Origin of the sequence: Actinospineispora eucalypti (assembly GCF_039543365.1) — a bacterium.
Lineage (GTDB): Bacteria > Actinomycetota > Actinomycetes > Mycobacteriales > Pseudonocardiaceae > Pseudonocardia > Pseudonocardia eucalypti.
Genome location: NZ_BAABJP010000043.1, coordinates 140,141 through 157,136 on the forward strand (window position 1 = coordinate 140,141; position 16,996 = coordinate 157,136).

Here is a 16,996-nt window from a genome sequence, read left to right on the forward strand (position 1 = left end):
ACGGACGTGACCACTTCCGAGATCACGTCCGTCGAGCGCCTGCGCGAGTTGCTCGGTGGTCCACCGCTGCCCAGGGTGGCCGACAAGGCCCGCGACCGGCTGCACCCGATGCACCGGCGCTGGCTGGCCGCCTCGCCGTTCTGCCTGGTCGCGACCAGCGGCGCGGACGGCACCTGCGACGTCTCGCCGAAGGGCGACCCACCCGGCTTCGCCCGGGTGCTGGACGACCGCACGCTGGCCTTGCCGGAGCGACCGGGCAACCGGCGGGCCGACGGCTTCCACAACGTGCTGGCCAACCCCCAGGTCGGGCTGATCTTCATGGTGCCCGGGCGCGGCGACACGCTGCGGATCAACGGCACCGCTCGGCTGATCGCCGACGCGCCCTACTTCGACGAGCTGGCCGTGGCGGGAAAGCGGCCGCTGCTGGCCATGGAGATCGTTATACAGGAAGTATTCTTCCACTGCGCCAAGGCGTTCCTGCGCTCGTCGCTGTGGACCGCGCCGGCGCCGTCCGACCTGCCCTCCCGCGCCCAGATCGCCAAGACGCTGGAGCGCCCGGACGACTCGCTGGCCTCGCTCGAGGAGTACTACGGCCCGGCCTACGCGACCAAGCTCTACTGATCGAGGCTGGTCTCCACCCTGCGCCAGGCGTCCAGGTCGTAGAAGTGCCGCGCGTAAAGGTCGGCGGTGCCGCCGCCGAGGTCCTCGTCCAGCGGCTCGTTGACGTCCACCACCTCGATCAGGCGCAACGTGATCGCCTCGCCAAGATCGTTATACACCGTGCATTCCTGCGCGAGGCCGTGCGCCCGCGCGCGCTCCACCGCGCGCTCATGGCCCTCGGCGTAGACCAGCGCGATGTCCTCGCGGTACAGCGGCCGGTAGCCGGGCGACGGCGAGCTGGACTCGAACAACAAGATCGCCACGTACGGCCGTGGATCTTCCATACCGGGGAGTCTGTCACCCGGGCGCAACCAAGAATTGGCTGGTGAGAGCGGATGACGGGAATCGAACCCGCGTTCTCAGCTTGGGAAGCTGACGTTCTACCATTGAACTACATCCGCACGAGATGACCCGCGTTCCGAGCCTAGCATGCCGGCCGGGCGGCCCCGTTGATCGGTCCATTAGGGTGGCTGGGTGCTGCTTTCCGACGGTGACCTGCGCAAGGAGCTCGACTCCGGCCGGCTGGTGCTGGACCCGTGGCACGCCGAGATGCTCCAACCGTCCAGCATCGACGTGCGGTTGGACCGCTTCTTCCGGGTCTTCCAGAACTCCCGCTACACGCACATCGACCCGAGGGAACGCCAGGACGAGCTGACCACCTCGGTGGAGCCGGAGGGTGACGAACCGTTCGTGCTGCACCCCGGCGAGTTCGTGCTGGGGTCCACGTTCGAGAAGGTCGGGCTGCCGGACGATCTGGCCGGGCGGCTGGAGGGCAAGTCCAGCCTCGGCCGGCTGGGGCTGCTCACGCATTCCACAGCGGGGTTCATCGACCCGGGGTTCAACGGGCACATCACCCTGGAGCTGTCCAACGTGGCGAATCTGCCGATCATGCTCTGGCCGGGCATGAAGATCGGCCAGCTGTGCCTGTTCCGGCTCTCCAACCCCGCCGAGCACCCCTACGGCTCGGCGTCGGTCGGCTCCCGCTACCAGGGCCAACGCGGCCCCACCCCCTCCCGCGCCTACCTCAACTTCCACCGCGTAGACACCCGGCGCTGATCGCTGCCCGGCCGGACCGGCGGGTGCTGAGGGTCAGAAGCGGCGGTTGGTTAGGACGGGGACGGCTTGGCGGGCGGCGGTGACCTGAGCCGGGTCGATGTCGGTGATCAGCAACCCGGGTTCGGCGTCGAGTTGGTCGATGAAGTCGCCCAGCGGGCCGGCGACCGCGCTCGCTCCGATGCCGGTGGGAGCCTTGCCGGCGGGGCGGCCCACGGTGGTCGGGTCGCCCTGGTCGCAGGCGGCCACGAAGGACGTGGAGTCCAGCGCGCGGGCGCGTACCAGCAGGTCCCACTGCGCGCGCTTGCCCGGGCCGGCGCCCCAGGAGGCGGGGGCCACCATCAGCGTGGCGCCGGCGTCGGCCAGCCGCTGGTAGAGGCCGGGGAAACGCAGGTCGTAGCAGGTGGTCAGGCCGACCACCAGATCGTCGACCTTGATCGTCACCGGCTCTTCGCCGGGTGCGACGGTGTCCGACTCTGCGAACCCGAAGGCGTCGAACAGGTGGATCTTGTCGTAGCCGGCTTCCACGCCTTCGCCGGTGGCCAGCAGCGTGTTGCGCACCCGGCCGTCCGGTGCCGGGGTGAACATGCCGGCCACCACGGTGACCCCGGCTTCCCGCGCGATTTCCCGCACCGAGGAGGCCCACGGGCCGGTCAGCGGCTCGGCCACCGGGGCGAGCTTTACCCCGAAGCAGCACATGGTGGCTTCCGGAAAGACCACCAGCCGGGCGCCGGCCTCGGCCGCCGCGCGGGTCCGGTCGGCCACCTGCTCCAGGTTGGCCGACGGTTCCGGGGTTGACACGATTTGGGCAAGCGCGATGCGCACCGGCTTCCTCCCATGCATTGCTGCTGTATACCTACTGTATGCCTGTTGTCCGTGGGTCCGGCCGTGACCGAGCGTTGAACTACCTGCGCGAGGTGGTGCTCTCCGACCCGGAGGCGCAGGGCAGCTTCCTCAACGAGGTCGAGCTGGCCGAGCGCATCGGGGTCTCCCGCACGCCGGTGCGCGAGGCGTTGCTGCTGCTGGTCGCGGACGGCCTGGTGGAGATGCTGCCGGGCCGGGGCGCCTACGTGCCACCGCTGACCGGCCGGCAGATCCGTGAGCTGATGGAGCTGCGCGGGGTGCTGGAGCGCTACTCGGCCAGCCGCGCGCTGGCCGACAAGACGGTGCCCTTCGACTTCCTGAACAGCACGTTGGACGCCCAGTACCAGCTGGCCCACGCCGACGAGTCGCCCGACCGGGACCGGGTCGCCGCCGCGACCGCGTTCATCGACCACGACATGGAGTTCCACCAGGTCCTGGTGGACGCCTCCGGCAACGCCACGCTGGCCCGCACCTACGCCGGACTGCGGGTGCGCCAGCGCCGGCTGGGCATCAAGGCGGTGTGCGGCTCGGCGAACCGGCAGCTCGCGGTGTGCGCCGAGCACGAACGGATCGTGGCCGCGCTGTCCGACGCCGACGAACAGGCCGCGCACGCCGCCATCGACGAGCACCTCGCGCTCACCCTGCGGGTGCTGCTGGACGTCTGAGCCCGGCACGGTTCAGCGTGTCGCGGCGAGCAGCTGCTCGTCCTCGGACGGCTCCGGGTCCCGGCCGATCGCCAGTCCGCCCAGCGTGACCAGGCTGGCGACCAGCAGGTACCCTGCCACCGGGAACCAGCTGCCGAACTTCCCGTGCAGTGCGGCGAAGGCCAGCGGCGCGACGGCGCCACCGAACACGCCGGCGATGGTGTATGCCAGCGAACTGCCGGTGTAGCGCAGCCGGGGCGCGAACTGTTCGGTGATGAACGCGGCCTGCGGGCCGTACATGAACGCGTGCAGCACCAGGCCGACCAGTACACCGATGACCAGCAGCGGGAACGAGCCACCTTCGATCATCGGGAAGAACGCGAACGGCCAGATCGCCGTGCCGGCCACGGCGACCGCGTACAGCCCTCGGCGGTTGACCCGGTCGGTGAGTGCGCCGGCCAGCGGCATCAGGCCCAGCTGCGCGGCGGCGCCGATCAGCGTGGCGGCCAGCACCTGGGTGCGGGTGAACCCGTGCGCCGTGCCGTAGGCCAGTACGAACACGGTATACAGCGCGTATGCCACGTCCGGGCAGATGCGGCAGAGCACCCCGGCGAGCAGTCCGCGCCGCTCGTGGGCGAACACCTCACTGATCGGTGCGCTGGGCCGGTCGCCGGACTGCTGGATGGCCTTGAAGACCGGGGTGTCCTCCAGCTTCAGCCGGATCCACAGCCCGAAGGCGACCAGCACGGCGGACAGCAGGAACGCCAGCCGCCAGCCCCAGCTCAGGAACGCCGCGTCGGACAGCACGGCGGTGAGCAGCGCGAGTACGCCGTTGGAGAGCAGGTTCCCGGCGGGCGGGCCGACCTGCGCCGCCGATGACCAGAAGCCGCGCCGCCGGGGATCGCCGAACTCGCTGGACAGCAGCACCGCCCCGCCCCACTCGCCGCCCACCCCGACGCCCTGCGCGAACCGCAGCAGCACCAGCAGGGTCGGCGCGGCCACCCCGATGCTCGCGTAGCTGGGCAGCAGCCCGATGGCGAACGTGGCCACGCCGATCAGCAGCAGGGTCAGCACCAGCACCTGCTTGCGGCCGATCACGTCGCCCAGCCGGCCGAACACCACTCCGCCCAGCGGGCGGGACACGTAGCCGACCGCGTAGGTGGAGAACGCGAGCAGCGTGCCGGTCAGCGGATCGGACGCGGGAAAGAACAACACGGGGAACACCAGCGCGGCCGAGGCCGAGTAAACCGCGAAGTCGTACCACTCCAACGAGGTCCCGGAGAGGCTGGCGAAGAACGCCTTGCGCAGGTCCCGGCGGTTGGGCGGAACCCGCGGCGATGAGGGCGGCGGTTGCAACGACATGTGCTTATACTTCCTGTATACACAGAGCATGCGCAAGGGCTGGTGAATTTTGAGTACTTTGAACTTCGCGCTACCCGACGGCGAGCGGCGCTCGGTGGCCGTGCGGCGGCTGTTCAACGCCGGGTATGCCGGCCGGGCACAGGAGGAGGTCGCGGCGCACGTCGCCGAGCTGGCCGAGCTGGGCGTTCCCGCGCCTTCGGTCACCCCGGCGCTGTACCCGGTCGCTCCCTACCTGGCCATGCAGACCGACCTGGTGCCGGCGCAGCACGAGCGCACCTCGGGCGAGGCGGAGTGGGCGGTCGTGATCGACGACCGGGGCGATCCGCTGCTCACCGTGGCCTGCGACCACACCGACCGGGCGCTGGAGGTGCACGGCGTGGCGTGGAGCAAGAACGCCGCTCCGGACGTGCTGGGCGCACAAGCTTGGCAGCTGGCCGAGGTCACCGACCACCTCGACGCCATCCAGCTGCGCGCCTGGGTGCGGCACGGCGACGGGCCGGAGCAGCTGATCCAGGACGCCAAGCTGGACGCGCTGCTACCGCCGTCCTACTGGCTGGACCGGCTGCGCGAGCTGGACCTGCTCACCCCCGGCACCGTGCTGCTGTCCGGCACGGTGGCCATGGTGCCCGGCGTGGACCAGTTCGCCGACGACTGGCGCGTCGAACTGGCGGACCCGGTCACCGGCCGCACCCTTGAGCTGGCCTACGCCGTCGACCGGTTGCCCCCGCCGATCGGTTGACCGGCGGGGCCTTCAACGGCCGCCCAAACCCACTGACCAGCCTGCTGGATCCACTGAATCGGGCTGCTGAATGCACTGAATCAGCCTGCCGGATCCACTGAACCAGCCTGCCGGATCCACTGAATCAGCGTGCTGAACCGACTGAACCAGCGTGCTGAACCGACTGAATCAGGTCGGGGCGGGTGGGGCGGTCAGATGGGGGCGCGGCCTACGGTCAGGCCGGCGGTGCTGTCCAGCATCGAGCCGGCCAGGTCGACCCGGACCGTGTCGCCGTCGGTGATCTCGCCGGCCAACAGCGACTTGGCCAGCGAGTCACCGATCGCGGTCTGCACCAACCGGCGCAGCGGGCGGGCACCGTACAGCGGGTCGAAGCCGTTGATGGCCAGCCACTCGCGGGCGCCGTCGGACACGTCCAGGGTCAGTCGCCGGGCGGCCAACCGCCGGCCGAGCTGGCGCAGCTGGATGTCCACGATCTTGGTCAGCTCCTCGGTGGCCAGCGCGTGGAACACCACCATGTCGTCCAGCCGGTTCAGGAACTCCGGCTTGAAGTGGCCGCGCACCACCCGCAGCACCGCGTCGCGGCGGCCGGATTCGTCGAGCCCGGCGTCGGCGATCGCGGTGGAGCCCAGGTTGGAGGTGAGCACCAGGATGGTGTTGCGGAAGTCCACCGTGCGGCCCTGGCCGTCGGTGAGGCGGCCGTCGTCCAGCACCGCGAGCAGCACGTCGAACACGTCCGGATGGGCCTTCTCCACCTCGTCCAGCAGCACCACCGTGTAGGGGCGGCGCCGCACCGCCTCGGTGAGCTGGCCACCCTGGTCGTAGCCCACGTACCCGGGCGGCGCGCCGACCAGCCGGGCGACGCTGTGCTTCTCCGAGTACTCCGACATGTCGATGCGGACCATGGCCCGCTCGTCGTCGAACAGGAACTCGGCCAGTGCCTTGGCCAGCTCGGTCTTGCCCACACCGGTCGGGCCGAGGAACAGGAACGATCCGGTGGGGCGGTTCGGGTCGGCCACCCCGGCGCGCGCCCGGCGCACCGCGTCCGACACCGCGCGGACGGCTTCCGCCTGCCCGATCACCCGCTTGCCGAGCTCGTCCTCCATGCGCAGCAGCTTCGCCGTCTCGCCCTCCAGCAGGCGGCCGGCCGGGATGCCGGTCCAGGCGGAGACCACGTCGGCCACGTCGTCCGGGCCGACCTCCTCCTTGAGCATCAGCTCTTCCTTCTTGGCCGACAGCTCGGTGGCCGCGGCCAGCTGCTTCTCCAGCGCGGGGATCTTGCCGTAGCGCAGCTCGGCGGCCCGGCCCAGGTCGCCGTCCCGTTCGGCCCGCTCGGACTCGCCGCGCAGCCCCTCCAACTGCTCCTTCAGCTCGCGGGCGGACTCGATGGCGGTCTTCTCGTTCTGCCAGCGGGCGGTGAGGGCGTTCAGGGTCTCGCGCTTCTCGGCCAGCTCGGCCCGCAGCGCGGTCAGGCGTTGCGCCGACGCCGGGTCGTCCTCCTTGGCCAGCGCCATCTCCTCGATCTCCAGGCGGCGCACCGCGCGCTCCACCTCGTCGATCTCCACCGGCCGGCTGTCGATCTCCATGCGTAACCGGGACGCGGCCTCGTCGACCAGGTCGATGGCCTTGTCCGGCAGGAACCGGGCGGTGATGTAGCGGTCGGAAAGCGTTGCGGCGGCGACCAGTGCGGTGTCGGTGATGCGCACGCCGTGGTGCACCTCGTAGCGCTCCTTCAGGCCGCGCAGGATGCCCACGGTGTCTTCCACACTCGGCTCGCCGACCAGTACCTGCTGGAAGCGGCGCTCCAGCGCGGGGTCCTTCTCGATCCGCTCGCGGTACTCGTCCAGCGTGGTCGCGCCGACCATCCGCAGCTCGCCCCGGGCCAGCATCGGCTTGATCATGTTGCCGGCGTCCATGCTGCTGTCGCCGGTGGCGCCGGCGCCGACGATGGTGTGCAGCTCGTCGATGAAGGTGACCACCTGGCCGGCGCTCTCGGTGATCTCCTTGAGCACCGCCTTGAGGCGTTCCTCGAACTCGCCCCGGTACTTGGCGCCGGCCACCATGGAGCCCAGGTCCAGCGCGACGACCCGCTTGTTCTTGAGGCTCTCCGGCACGTCACCGGCCACGATGCGCTGGGCCAGGCCCTCCACGATGGCGGTCTTGCCCACGCCCGGCTCGCCGATCAGCACCGGGTTGTTCTTGGTGCGCCGGGAAAGGACCTGGACGACGCGGCGGATCTCGGTGTCCCGGCCGATCACCGGGTCCAGCTCGCCCTTGCGGGCACGCTCGGTCAGGTCGACGCCGTACTTCTCCAGCGCCTGGTAGGTGCTCTCCGGGTCCGGGCTGCTCACCCGGCTTGCGCCGCGCACCTTGCTGAACGCCTCCTTGAGGGCGTCCGGGGTGGCGCCGTAGCGCTTGAGCAGGCGGCCGACGTCGTCGTTGTTGTCGGACAGCCCGACCAGCAGGTGCTCGGTGGAGACGTACTCGTCGCCCATCTCGGTGGCCAGCTGCTGCGCGGCGTTCAGCGCGGCGATGGCGTCCCGGTTGGGCTGCGGCGCGCTCACCGTGGCGCCGGCGGCGGACGGCAGGCGGTTGCCGAGCGTGGTCAGCTCTTTACGGATGGTCGCCGGGTCGGAGCCCACCGCCTCCAGCAGCGGCGCGGTGATGCCGTCCGCCTGGGCGAGCAGCGCGGCCAGCAGGTGGGTCGGGCCGACGTCCGGGTTGCCGGCGAGCGTCGCTGCCTGGACGGCCGCCGACACCGCCTGCTGCGTCTTGGTGGTGGGGTTGAACGAGTCCATCCTCGTCGGTCCTCCATAGCGGTCTCGTAGGTTCTCGCTATGCACAACGTCAGCAAACTTGAGTCTGTTCCACTCAAGTGATGCGAAGTTTGTCCGTCGCCCAGTCTGGACGATCCGCCCGCCAGGTTGGGGAAGCTGCGCCCGCGCGTTCAGCGGAACGCGGACGTGCAGGTGCCCCCGCACCCGGGGCAACATGCCGCTGCGGCTCGGCTACCCGCCGGTCGCCGCCGACGCCTACCGCCAGGCGCCGCGCCTGGACCCGTCGCACGCCGGCGCGGTTCGGCTGCTCGCCGCGCTGGCCCTGCCGCTCGGGTTGGGGGTACCTGCGTGGCCGGTCGGGGCCGGACCGCTCGGCGCTCGTCCAGCTGGTGCGCACCGAGCCGACCCCGCGGGTCGACTACATCGCGGTGGCCGCGCTGCTACGGCTTGCGGGCGACCGCGCCGTAGGCGTCGGCCACGGACACATCCTTGTCCGGCTGGCGCCACTGGGAGATGGAGACCACGCCGGGCTCCACCAGCTCCAGGCCCTTGTACAGCTCGCTCAACTGCTCCGGGCTGCGCAGGTTGTAGGGCACCGCGCCGGTCTTGTTGTAGTTGGCGGTGGCCTGGATGCGGTCGGGGCTGGTGTTGGTGCTGTCCCAGTGCACCAGGTAGCTGCCGGACGGGGCGGCGTCCAGCACGCCGTGCACGATCGACCGGGCTTCCTCGATGTCGGCCACGTGGCCCAGGATGCCCATGAACATCACGGCCAGCGGCTTGTTGAAGTTCAGCAGGTTGCGGGCGTCGGCCACGATCAGCGCCGGGTCGTGCACGTCGGCGTCCACGTAGGCGGTGACCCCCTCCGCCGTGGTGTTGGTGAGCAGGGCGCGGGCGTGCGCGAGCACCAACGGGTCGTTGTCCACATACACGATCCGCGACTCCGGCGCGAAGGCCTGCGCCACCTCGTGGGTGTTCTCCATCGTCGGAAGCCCGGTGCCGACGTCCAGGAACTGCCGGATGCCGCACTCCTCGGCCAGGTACCGGACCGTCCTGATCAGGAACTGCCGGGACTGGGTGGCCTGGAAGAAGATCGCCGGATAGATCTGCGCGAAGGCGTCGCCGGCGGCACGGTCGACCGGGTAGTTGTCCTTGCCCCCCAACCAGTAGTTCCAGATCCGCGCCGAGTGCGGAACGTCGAAATTGATCGCCGGAGTGCGCTCCGTGGATTGTCCCCTATCACCCATGTGGATGACCCTACCGGGGTGATGGCGGATTTCGCAGCGCTGTGAGAGTTCGCCCGGAGACGCGTTAGGGGGTCGTCGCCCAGTGGCGCGGAACCTCGTTTCCGCGCCACTAAGAGGTCAACCAGCGCGGTCGGCGACGGTCGCGGGGGCCTACCGAGAGCGGGCGGAGCGGACGGGCCGTCGCCGCGCCGGCGGGCAGGTGGGTGGTGGACGGGAAGCCGGACCGGCCGCGTTGGCGGGGCACCTGGATCGGCCCGGTCGGGTCGTCGGCGGGGCTCGGGGCCGGCGCCTTGGCCGGCGCTTCATCGACGGGGGCTTCCTTGGCGCCGAAGTAGTCGCCGCCCTTGCGGGCCGGGTCGTCGGTGCCCCACTCGCGCTTCTCGTGCACCCGGGTCATCCGGGGAATGTGCTTGCGGCAGTGGATGTAGGCCTCGTGCACCTCGACCACCACCCAGCGCTCCGCCCGCCGCCCCGGCGCGCCGTCCAGCGGCAGCTCCGGGTGGCGCGCGCGCAGCCGCTCGTCGGTCTCCACCCGGGCCGGGCCGTTCACGTGCAGGCCGATCAGGTCCCGCTCGAAGTCCATCATGAGCAGCCCGACGTGCGGGTTCTCCGTGATGTTGCCCAGGCTGGCGTGTACCCCGTTGCCCCGGTACTCCGGGTAGGCCAGGTGCCGCTCGTCCAGCACCTGGATGAACCCGGGCGGACCGGCGCGCAGCGAGGCGTCGCACTCGCCGCTGTCGTCGGACGTGGCCACGAACACCATTTCCATCCGCCCGATGAACTCCACCATCCGGGGCAGCAGCCGGTCGCGCACCTGGTCGGCATAGAACCGGGCCGCCCGGTCCTGGCTGCCGTAGGCGCACTGCAGTAAGTGCTCTCCGGCCGAACCGGGGAGCGTGGGGCGGGGTTCCGTGGTCACGGCGTCGGGCGGCGCGGTGTCGGGGAGCACACCCAATACGGTGCCATGTCGTGGCCGACTCGTGACGTTCGGGGCCAGAAGTAATACCCTTTGCAGCCGGCGGGGCGTCGAACTACTACCATCGTCCCGTTGATGCACCCACACGAGTGAAGGCATAGTGATCGCGCAGTGACTCGTTTTATGGTCACGGTATCGGCCGGTCGGCGTTCGGCCTGTCGGTGCGACAACCCCCGTACGTCGCTCCCCGAGGAGAAAGACCGCCGATCGCGATGAGCGCACAACCGCTGCTGAGCGACTACCCGACGCCCCGACGAGGGGCCGGGATGTCGGCGCCGCAGGTCCCGCACATTCCGGCGCAGGCCGGGCCGCACATCCCCACCCAGGGTGCGCCCGGTGTGCCGCCGCCCAGCCCGGAGCGCGCTTCCCAGATGGTGGAGCTGATCCGGGGCAGCTGGGCGCTGGTGGAGGACCGCGCCGAGGAACTGGCCAAGGATTTCTACGCGTTCCTGTTCCAACGCGCGCCGGAGACGCGCGAGCTGTTTCCGGCCAACATGCAGGTGCAACGCAGCCGGCTGCTGCGGGCCCTGGTGCACGTGGTGCAGATGGTGGATCGGCCGGACGAACTGGGCACCTTCCTGTCCCAGCTGGGCCGGGACCACCGCAAGTTCGGCGTGGTCGCCCGGCACTACCAGGCGGTCGGCGCGGCGCTGGTTGGCGCGATCGAGATGCACAGCGGCTCGGCGTGGACCCCCGAGGTGCGCGGCGCCTGGCTCGAGGCGTACGGCGTCATCTCGCAGACCATGTGCACGGCCGCCGAGGCGGAGCACGGCCCGGCTTCCTGGCTGGGCCGGGTGCTCACGCACCGCCGGCTGAGCTGGGACGTGGCCCTGGTGCAGGTGCAGACCGGTGCGCCCATCCCGTACCGGGCCGGCCAGTACCTGAGCGTGGAGACGCCGCGCCGCCCCCGGCTGTGGCGCTACCTCTCCCCGGCCAACGCGCCCCGGGATGACGGCGTCATCGAGTTCCACGTGCGCGCGGTGGAGAACGGCTGGGTCAGCCGGGCCATCGTGGCGCACACGCAGCCCGGTGACGTCTGGCGCCTGGGTCCGCCCATGGGCGGCATGACGGTGGACCGGGAGTCCGGCCGCGACCAGCTCATGGTGGTCGGGGGCACCGGGCTGGCGCCGATCAAGGCGATCCTGGAGGACATGTCCCGGCAGCCGGACAACCCGCGCACCGAGGTGTTCGCCGGCGCCCGCACCTACGAGGAGCTGTACGACTTCGCCAGCCTGCGGCAGATGTCCTACACCAACCCGTGGCTGAGCGTCGTCCCCGTGGTCGAGGACGACGACGGGCTGTCCGGCGCCGAGGTGGGCACCCTGGCCGACGTGGTGACCCGCTACGGCGCGTGGCAGGACCACGACGTCCTGGTCTGCGGTTCGCCGGACATGATCCGCGCCACCGTGTCGCGGATGCTGGTTGCCGGAACACCCTTGGACCAGATCCGCTACGACCCGTTCACGCTGGACTGAACCCGGCGTCGGGCCGCGGTTGGTCGTGTGTGGCCAAGATATACATCAACCTCAGTGCCCTTTTTTGAGCCGAGAAGGTGCGTGAGGTTGATGTCGATCTTCAGTGGGTCGGGGTGCCGGTTCAAGGCGGCTTGGACGGCGCGGCTGGGCGGTCTCCCGCGGCTCGGGTTCCGCCCGTCGCGTTGCGCTCGCTTGCGCGCCCTTGGGGCGCCCCCCGGTTTCGAGCGCTGGTTCCGGGCGCTGGTTGCGTGCCTCGGCTACGGACCGTGGTCGGCCTGTGCGCGGCTGGGGCTGTGATTTCATCGAGCGCAGGCCCAGTCCGCTGGATCCCATGATCGAAGCGGACTCAGCTAGCTCTCGCCGAGCGACGGTGGCTCGGGCTGGTTCGGAAGCCGTTCCTGTCGTTACGGTGCGTAGCGAAAGAGGGTGCCGGGAGCCCAGAGGCAGCGCAACGGGCCGCACCCAGCAACGGGAGACCGCCCAGCCGCGCCGTCCAAGCTGCCGTGAACCGGCACCGCCGTCCGGAGCGGCTTCGGAGGTGACGCCGCCCAGGAAACCGTGACGCCGCACGCCCGAACCACCATCACGAGCGGCGTCGCAGCCGGTTATTGGGCGCCGGATGGGGAGAGCAGCTCGGTCAGCTCGGTGAGGGCGTGGCGGAGTTCGGTGGCGAAGGCGTGCATTTCGTCGGCCACCGGGCGGGGGGTGCTCAGGTAGATGTTGAGGCGGTCCGGGAGCAGTACGTAGGCCACGCCGATGCACTGGGCGGCGGTGGAGCCGAAGCCGAAGTAGGAGACGTTCACCGACGGCGCCGAGCTGGTGGACAGCCAGTCGTCGCGCATGACCAGCCAGCCCGGTGACTCGAACAGTGCCAGTGGTTCGGTGTCACCCCGCCTGCGGGCGATCAGCTGCAGCTCCCACAGGTGCTGCTCGGGGGCGTCCCCGCGCTGGCACTCCTTGGCCCTGGTGACGTGAGCGGTGGCGGCGGCCCGGAACGCCTCGACCTTCTCGGCGGCGGACGCGCCCGGGTCGGTCATGGCCTCGGTGAAGCGCCGCATCTCCGGGGTGACCACGCGCATCGCCTCGGTGCGGCCGTGCCGCCAGTGCCGGGTGGCGATGGACTCGTAGGTGGCGCCCAGGTGACCCCGCGCGCGCCGGTGCGCCAGCTGGTACGCGGCCTGCGCGAACGCGTCCGGCGACATGCCGAGGCCCTTGGCCACGTCGGCGCCGAACTCGGTGAAGGACAGCACCGTCGACACGGTGTCGCCGGCGAACGCGGCGAACGAGTCGGCCGCCTTGCGCACCGCCTCGCGCAGCCCGTCGTCCAGCACGAACTCCACCGGCCCGAACGTCGGGCCGCCCTCGGCCGTTTCCGCCGCGGGCTGCCGCTCGCCCAGGATGGTGTCCACGAAGGCCAGCACCGTGGTGCCGTCCAGCTCGCAGTGCTCGATGTTGATGCCGGCCCGGCCGTCGGCAAAGACGATCAGCGTGACCGCCTTGTCGAACCACCGGTTGGCGGAGTCGCCGTGCAGCAGCCGGTCGCAGGCGGCCAGGTCGCTGTCCGGGGCCAGGTCGTCCAGGCACAGGCAGAACAGGGCGTCCTGCACCGTGTACAGCGCCTCGGCGTTGGCCGGGTCGAGGGCGAGCAGTTCGGCCCGGCGGGCCGCCCACTCCGCGCGGGCCATGGTGGTGAGCTGGCCGACCGGCTCCTCGGGGGCCCGCTCGCTCTGCGTCAACTTGTGCAACGCGGCGGCGATCTCCGCCTCGGCGTAGGGACGGCCGTCGGGCGCGACCACGTCCAGGCGGGTCATCCGGCCGCCGGCGAACACCAGGATGTGCCGCGCGGTGGACGGCCCGGGCCGCGTGACGTAGTAGGGCGCGCGGACCGTGTCCTGCTCGGCGCCGGGGATCCGGGTGGTGGAGAACAGGTACTTGTACTGCTCCATGGTCTGCGGCTGCCCGCGCAGCGTGACCACCGGGACCTTCTCGTCGTCCAGCCGCAGCTTCAGGGCCACCGCGTCGGTGACCAGCCGGGCGGCCCGGTCGAACTGGCCGGTGACGCCGGGCTCGTCGCGGAACAGGAAGAAGAAGTTCGCGTTCAGCGCGATGCGGTCCCGCCGGCCCAGGTAGCGGTACGGCCAGAAGGTGTCCAGCCAGCTGTGCACGTCCGGCCGCGCGTCGTACTCGGCCAGCGCGGCGTGCAGCCGGGGGCCGGGGCCGCCGGGAGCCTGGAACTCGGCGACGGCCGCCTCGGTGTCCGCCAGCTGTTCCGGTGTGAGCAGCGGCGCGCACCAGGCGAGGAACCGCGCGCAGTTGTCCTCCAAGCTGGGCAGCGGTACCCGGGGCAGCTGGTGTTCATGGTCAAATGTGCGCGTCGAATCCTGCTCGCTGCTCATCCTCATCCTGGACGTTGCTGGTGCTGCTGAACACCGACCGATACCCATTGACCCGGCCAGACAGCGTGGAATGGCGGGCTACAGTCTGTCACGTGCGCACCGCGCTGCGCGACGACGGCTGCTGTGTGCTTGCCGACTTCATCGCGCCGGCGCTGATCGACACGCTCCGGGCGGAGGGTGCCGCCCTGGCCCCCGAGGCGTACTACCGGACCGAGACGGTCAACGCGTACAACCTCCCGCTGGACTCCCCGCTGCCCTCCGGGCACCCGGGCCGGATCACCATGGAGCGCGGGAACGCCTTCGTGCCCCGGGACCGGATCCCGCCGGACGCGGTCATCGCCCGGCTCTACGCGCTGCCCGAGTTCCGCCGGTTCGTGGCCGACTGCTTCGGGCTGCCCGCGGTGTTTCCGCTGGCCGACCCGCTGGCCGGGCTGGTGCTCAACGTGGTGCGGCCGGGGCAGGAGCATCCGTGGCACTTCGACACCAACGAGTACACGGTCAGCCTGCTCACCCAGCAGCCGGAGGCCGGCGGCGTGTTCGAGTACTGCCCGGCCATCCGGTCCTCGGCGGAGGAGAACCTGGACGGTGTGCGCGCGGTGCTCACCGGGGGCGGCAAGTCGATGATCCGGCGCCTGACCCTGCGCCCGGGTGACCTGCAGCTGTTCCAGGGCCGGTACGCGCTGCACCGGGTCAGCCCGGTGCTCGGCGGCGCGGCCCGGCACACCGCGATCCTGGCCTACACCGAACGCCCCGGGGTGATCGGCAGCGTGGCCCGCACCCGCCAGCTGTTCGGCCGCGTGCTGCCGGCTCACCTGGCCGGCGCCGGCACTTCCGTGCGGCCGGACGCCCTGCTGGACTGAGCGTCCGGTTCGGCGCGGTGCCGGTTCGAGGACTGCTTGGACGGCGCGGCGTTGGCGGTCTGCCGCGGCTCGGGCTCGGCCCGTTGCGTTCGGCGGCCGTTGCGGCTCCGGCGGCCCTTTCGCATGATCACCATGACCTGGTGGTCACTTGCGCTCGCCCGAGACGGCCACCATGTCATGTTGACCATGTATCCGTGATCAACAGTGCACCGTGGCAGATAGAGGTCGGACCGGTCGCTCCGGGCGGGCTCACGCCTTCGGTTTGGGGCGCCAGATGGCGATGGCGGTCTGCTTGTGCACCGGGACCAGGTCGCGGCGGTAGGAGGCGTGGATCGCGGCCGCGGCCTGCTCGGCGGCGGCCTGCGCGTCGGCGAGGGCCTCGGTCAGCTCGAGGATCTGGGCGCGCAGCTCGTCGACCGTGCGCTCCAGGTCGATGATCCGCTTGATTCCGGCCAGGTTCACGCCCTCGTCCTGGGAGAGTCGCTGCACCTCGCGCAGCAGTGCGATGTCCCGGGCCGAGTAGCGCCGGCCGCCGCCGGCGCTGCGGCCGGGGCGGACCAGGCCGAGCCGGTCGTAGCCGCGCAGGGTCTGCGCGTGCAGGCCGGCCAGCTCGGCCGCCACGGAGATCACGAAGATCGGGCTGTCCCAGTCCGCGCCCGGGGGGAGGCCGGGGACGGGGCCAGGACCGACACCATCGCTGCTCATCGTCATCACCCGTATCAGAAGAGCCCGGATCGCGGATCGAAGTTCTTCGTGCTCTCAGCGTAGGCGCGCAGCGCCTCGGTTGCCGGGTCGTCCAGCCGGTTCGGCACCGCGACCTCCACGGTGACCAGCAGGTCACCGGCCTTGCCGTCGGGCCGTTGCACCCCCCGCCCGCGCACCCGGAAGGTGCGGCCGCTGGCGGTGCCCGGCGGCACCTTCAGCGAGACCTTCCCGTCCAGGGTCGGCACGGTCAACGTCGTGCCCAGCGCCAGCTCGGGGAAGGTCACCGGGACCTTCAGCGTGAGATCGTCCGCGTTCGCGTCGGACCGGCCGAACAGGCGGTCCGAGGTCACGTGGACCAGCACGAACAGGTCCCCGGCCGGCGCGCCGCCCCGGCCCGGTTCACCCTGTCCCTTGATCCGGATCCGCTTGCCGTCGGTCACTCCGGCCGGGATGCGCACGTTCAGCGTGCGGGTGCGCGCGCTGACGCCCTCACCGCCGCACTCGGGACACGGTTCGTCGATGATCCGACCGGTTCCCCGGCAGTCCCGGCACGGCTCGGAGAACGCGAACGCCCCCTGCTCCCGGGTGACCAGGCCGACGCCGGCGCAGGTCGGGCAGGTGCGCGGCGTGCTCCCCGGCTTCGAACCGGTGCCGCCGCAGCGCTCGCAGCGGGCCGGGCTGGTCAGCCGCAGCGACACCTGGGTGCCCCGCACGGCGTCCGCGAAGCCCAGCGTGATCTCGCTCTGCACGTCCGCGCCGCGCTGGGCCTGCCGGGCTCCGGGCCGGGCCCCCGCGCGACCGGTTCCGCCGAACAGCCCGCCGAACAGGTCGCCGAGCCCGCCACTGCCGCCGGCGCCGGCCCGTGCCCCGCCGCCGCCGCCGGCCGCGCGCCCGAGCAGGTCCTCCAGGTTGAAGTCGGCGGAGAACCCGCCGCCGGCTCCTCCGTACCCGCCCGTGCCGTATCCGCCGCCGCCACCGAAACCACCGGACCGGAACAGCCGCCGGGTCTCGTCGTACTGCGCGCGCTTCTCCGGGTTGGAGAGCACGCTGTACGCCTCGCCCACCGCCTTGAACCGCGCCTCCGCGTTGGCGTTGCCCGGGTTCTTGTCCGGGTGCAGGTCACGGGCCAGCTTCCGGTACGCCTTCTTGATCTCGTCGGCGGACGCGGTGGAGGAGACGCCCAGGTCGGCGTAGAAATCCTTCTCGATCCACTCCCGCTCGGTCATCGGGCGCCCCCTCCTTCC

15 protein-coding genes and 1 tRNA gene are annotated in these 16,996 nt (G+C 71.2%); 6 read left to right on the forward strand and 10 right to left on the reverse strand.

The window, feature by feature from the left end; all coding sequences use genetic code 11:
• Positions 1 to 6: 6 nt before the first annotated feature.
• On the forward strand, positions 7 to 621 hold the full coding sequence (locus tag ABEB12_RS32295; protein WP_185066283.1) for an MSMEG_1061 family FMN-dependent PPOX-type flavoprotein: 615 nt from the start codon (positions 7 to 9) through the stop codon (positions 619 to 621).
• Here ABEB12_RS32295 and ABEB12_RS32300 read toward each other — a convergent pair.
• Together ABEB12_RS32300 and ABEB12_RS32305 are read right to left on the reverse strand one after the other, a co-directional pair.
• Positions 615 to 944: a DUF4288 domain-containing protein gene (locus ABEB12_RS32300; RefSeq protein WP_185066282.1), complete on the reverse strand. Its 330-nt coding sequence runs from the start codon at positions 942 to 944 to the stop codon at positions 615 to 617. The genes ABEB12_RS32295 and ABEB12_RS32300 overlap by 7 nt on opposite strands.
• A gap of 46 nt (positions 945 to 990) precedes the next feature.
• Positions 991 to 1,061 (reverse strand) — tRNA-Gly (locus ABEB12_RS32305).
• A 73-nt stretch (positions 1,062 to 1,134) separates the two neighbouring features.
• Between ABEB12_RS32305 and dcd the strand changes: the two genes are divergently transcribed.
• Positions 1,135 to 1,716, forward strand: a complete 582-nt coding sequence (gene dcd / locus ABEB12_RS32310; RefSeq protein ID WP_185066281.1) for a dCTP deaminase — start codon at positions 1,135 to 1,137, stop codon at positions 1,714 to 1,716.
• Between the two features lie 33 nt (positions 1,717 to 1,749).
• Here the strand turns inward: dcd and ABEB12_RS32315 are convergent, their stop codons facing one another.
• A complete protein-coding gene (locus tag ABEB12_RS32315) occupies positions 1,750 to 2,538 on the reverse strand; it encodes a nitrilase-related carbon-nitrogen hydrolase (protein WP_185066280.1) in 789 nt (262 codons plus the stop codon).
• 38 nt (positions 2,539 to 2,576) lie between these two features.
• On the opposite strand from ABEB12_RS32315, the gene ABEB12_RS32320 reads away from it, so the two are divergent.
• Positions 2,577 to 3,242, forward strand: coding sequence for an FCD domain-containing protein (locus ABEB12_RS32320; RefSeq protein WP_185066279.1), 666 nt, complete (start codon positions 2,577 to 2,579; stop codon positions 3,240 to 3,242).
• Positions 3,243 to 3,254: 12 nt separating this feature from the next.
• Here ABEB12_RS32320 and ABEB12_RS32325 read toward each other — a convergent pair whose 3' ends face one another.
• The gene (locus ABEB12_RS32325) at positions 3,255 to 4,583 is read right to left on the reverse strand and encodes an MFS transporter (RefSeq protein WP_185066278.1); all 1,329 of its coding nucleotides are present in this window, start codon (positions 4,581 to 4,583) and stop codon (positions 3,255 to 3,257) included.
• A 49-nt stretch (positions 4,584 to 4,632) separates the two neighbouring features.
• On the opposite strand from ABEB12_RS32325, the gene ABEB12_RS32330 reads away from it, so the two are divergent.
• The gene (locus tag ABEB12_RS32330) at positions 4,633 to 5,322 is read left to right on the forward strand and encodes a DUF2848 family protein (RefSeq protein WP_185066277.1); all 690 of its coding nucleotides are present in this window, start codon (positions 4,633 to 4,635) and stop codon (positions 5,320 to 5,322) included.
• Positions 5,323 to 5,513: 191 nt separating this feature from the next.
• Here the strand turns inward: ABEB12_RS32330 and clpB are convergent, their stop codons facing one another.
• The 3 genes from clpB to ABEB12_RS32345 form a co-directional block, all read right to left on the reverse strand.
• Positions 5,514 to 8,117 (reverse strand): ATP-dependent chaperone ClpB, encoded by a 2,604-nt coding sequence (gene clpB, locus ABEB12_RS32335; protein ID WP_185066276.1) that lies wholly within the window; start codon positions 8,115 to 8,117, stop codon positions 5,514 to 5,516.
• Between the two features lie 419 nt (positions 8,118 to 8,536).
• Positions 8,537 to 9,340, reverse strand: a complete 804-nt coding sequence (locus ABEB12_RS32340) for an SAM-dependent methyltransferase (protein WP_185066275.1) — start codon at positions 9,338 to 9,340, stop codon at positions 8,537 to 8,539.
• Positions 9,341 to 9,449: 109 nt separating this feature from the next.
• Positions 9,450 to 10,289, reverse strand: a complete 840-nt coding sequence (locus ABEB12_RS32345) for a pyridoxamine 5'-phosphate oxidase family protein (RefSeq protein WP_345703326.1) — start codon at positions 10,287 to 10,289, stop codon at positions 9,450 to 9,452.
• 398 nt (positions 10,290 to 10,687) lie between these two features.
• On the opposite strand from ABEB12_RS32345, the gene ABEB12_RS32350 reads away from it, so the two are divergent.
• Positions 10,688 to 11,791, forward strand: a complete 1,104-nt coding sequence (locus ABEB12_RS32350; RefSeq protein WP_185066304.1) for a globin domain-containing protein — start codon at positions 10,688 to 10,690, stop codon at positions 11,789 to 11,791.
• Positions 11,792 to 12,396: 605 nt separating this feature from the next.
• Here the strand turns inward: ABEB12_RS32350 and ABEB12_RS32355 are convergent.
• Positions 12,397 to 14,193 (reverse strand): choline/carnitine O-acyltransferase, encoded by a 1,797-nt coding sequence (locus ABEB12_RS32355; RefSeq protein ID WP_185066273.1) that lies wholly within the window; start codon positions 14,191 to 14,193, stop codon positions 12,397 to 12,399.
• Here ABEB12_RS32355 and ABEB12_RS32360 point away from each other — a divergent pair.
• Positions 14,157 to 15,047: a HalD/BesD family halogenase gene (locus tag ABEB12_RS32360; RefSeq protein WP_185066272.1), complete on the forward strand. Its 891-nt coding sequence runs from the start codon at positions 14,157 to 14,159 to the stop codon at positions 15,045 to 15,047. The genes ABEB12_RS32355 and ABEB12_RS32360 overlap by 37 nt on opposite strands.
• 249 nt (positions 15,048 to 15,296) lie before the next feature.
• Here ABEB12_RS32360 and ABEB12_RS32365 read toward each other — a convergent pair whose 3' ends face one another.
• Together ABEB12_RS32365 and dnaJ are read right to left on the reverse strand one after the other, a co-directional pair.
• A complete protein-coding gene (locus tag ABEB12_RS32365) occupies positions 15,297 to 15,752 on the reverse strand; it encodes a heat shock protein transcriptional repressor HspR (protein WP_185066271.1) in 456 nt (151 codons plus the stop codon).
• A 14-nt stretch (positions 15,753 to 15,766) separates the two neighbouring features.
• Complete coding sequence (gene dnaJ / locus ABEB12_RS32370; RefSeq protein ID WP_185066270.1) at positions 15,767 to 16,978, reverse strand: molecular chaperone DnaJ; 1,212 nt, start codon at positions 16,976 to 16,978, stop codon at positions 15,767 to 15,769.
• Between the last annotated feature and the right edge of the window lie 18 nt (positions 16,979 to 16,996).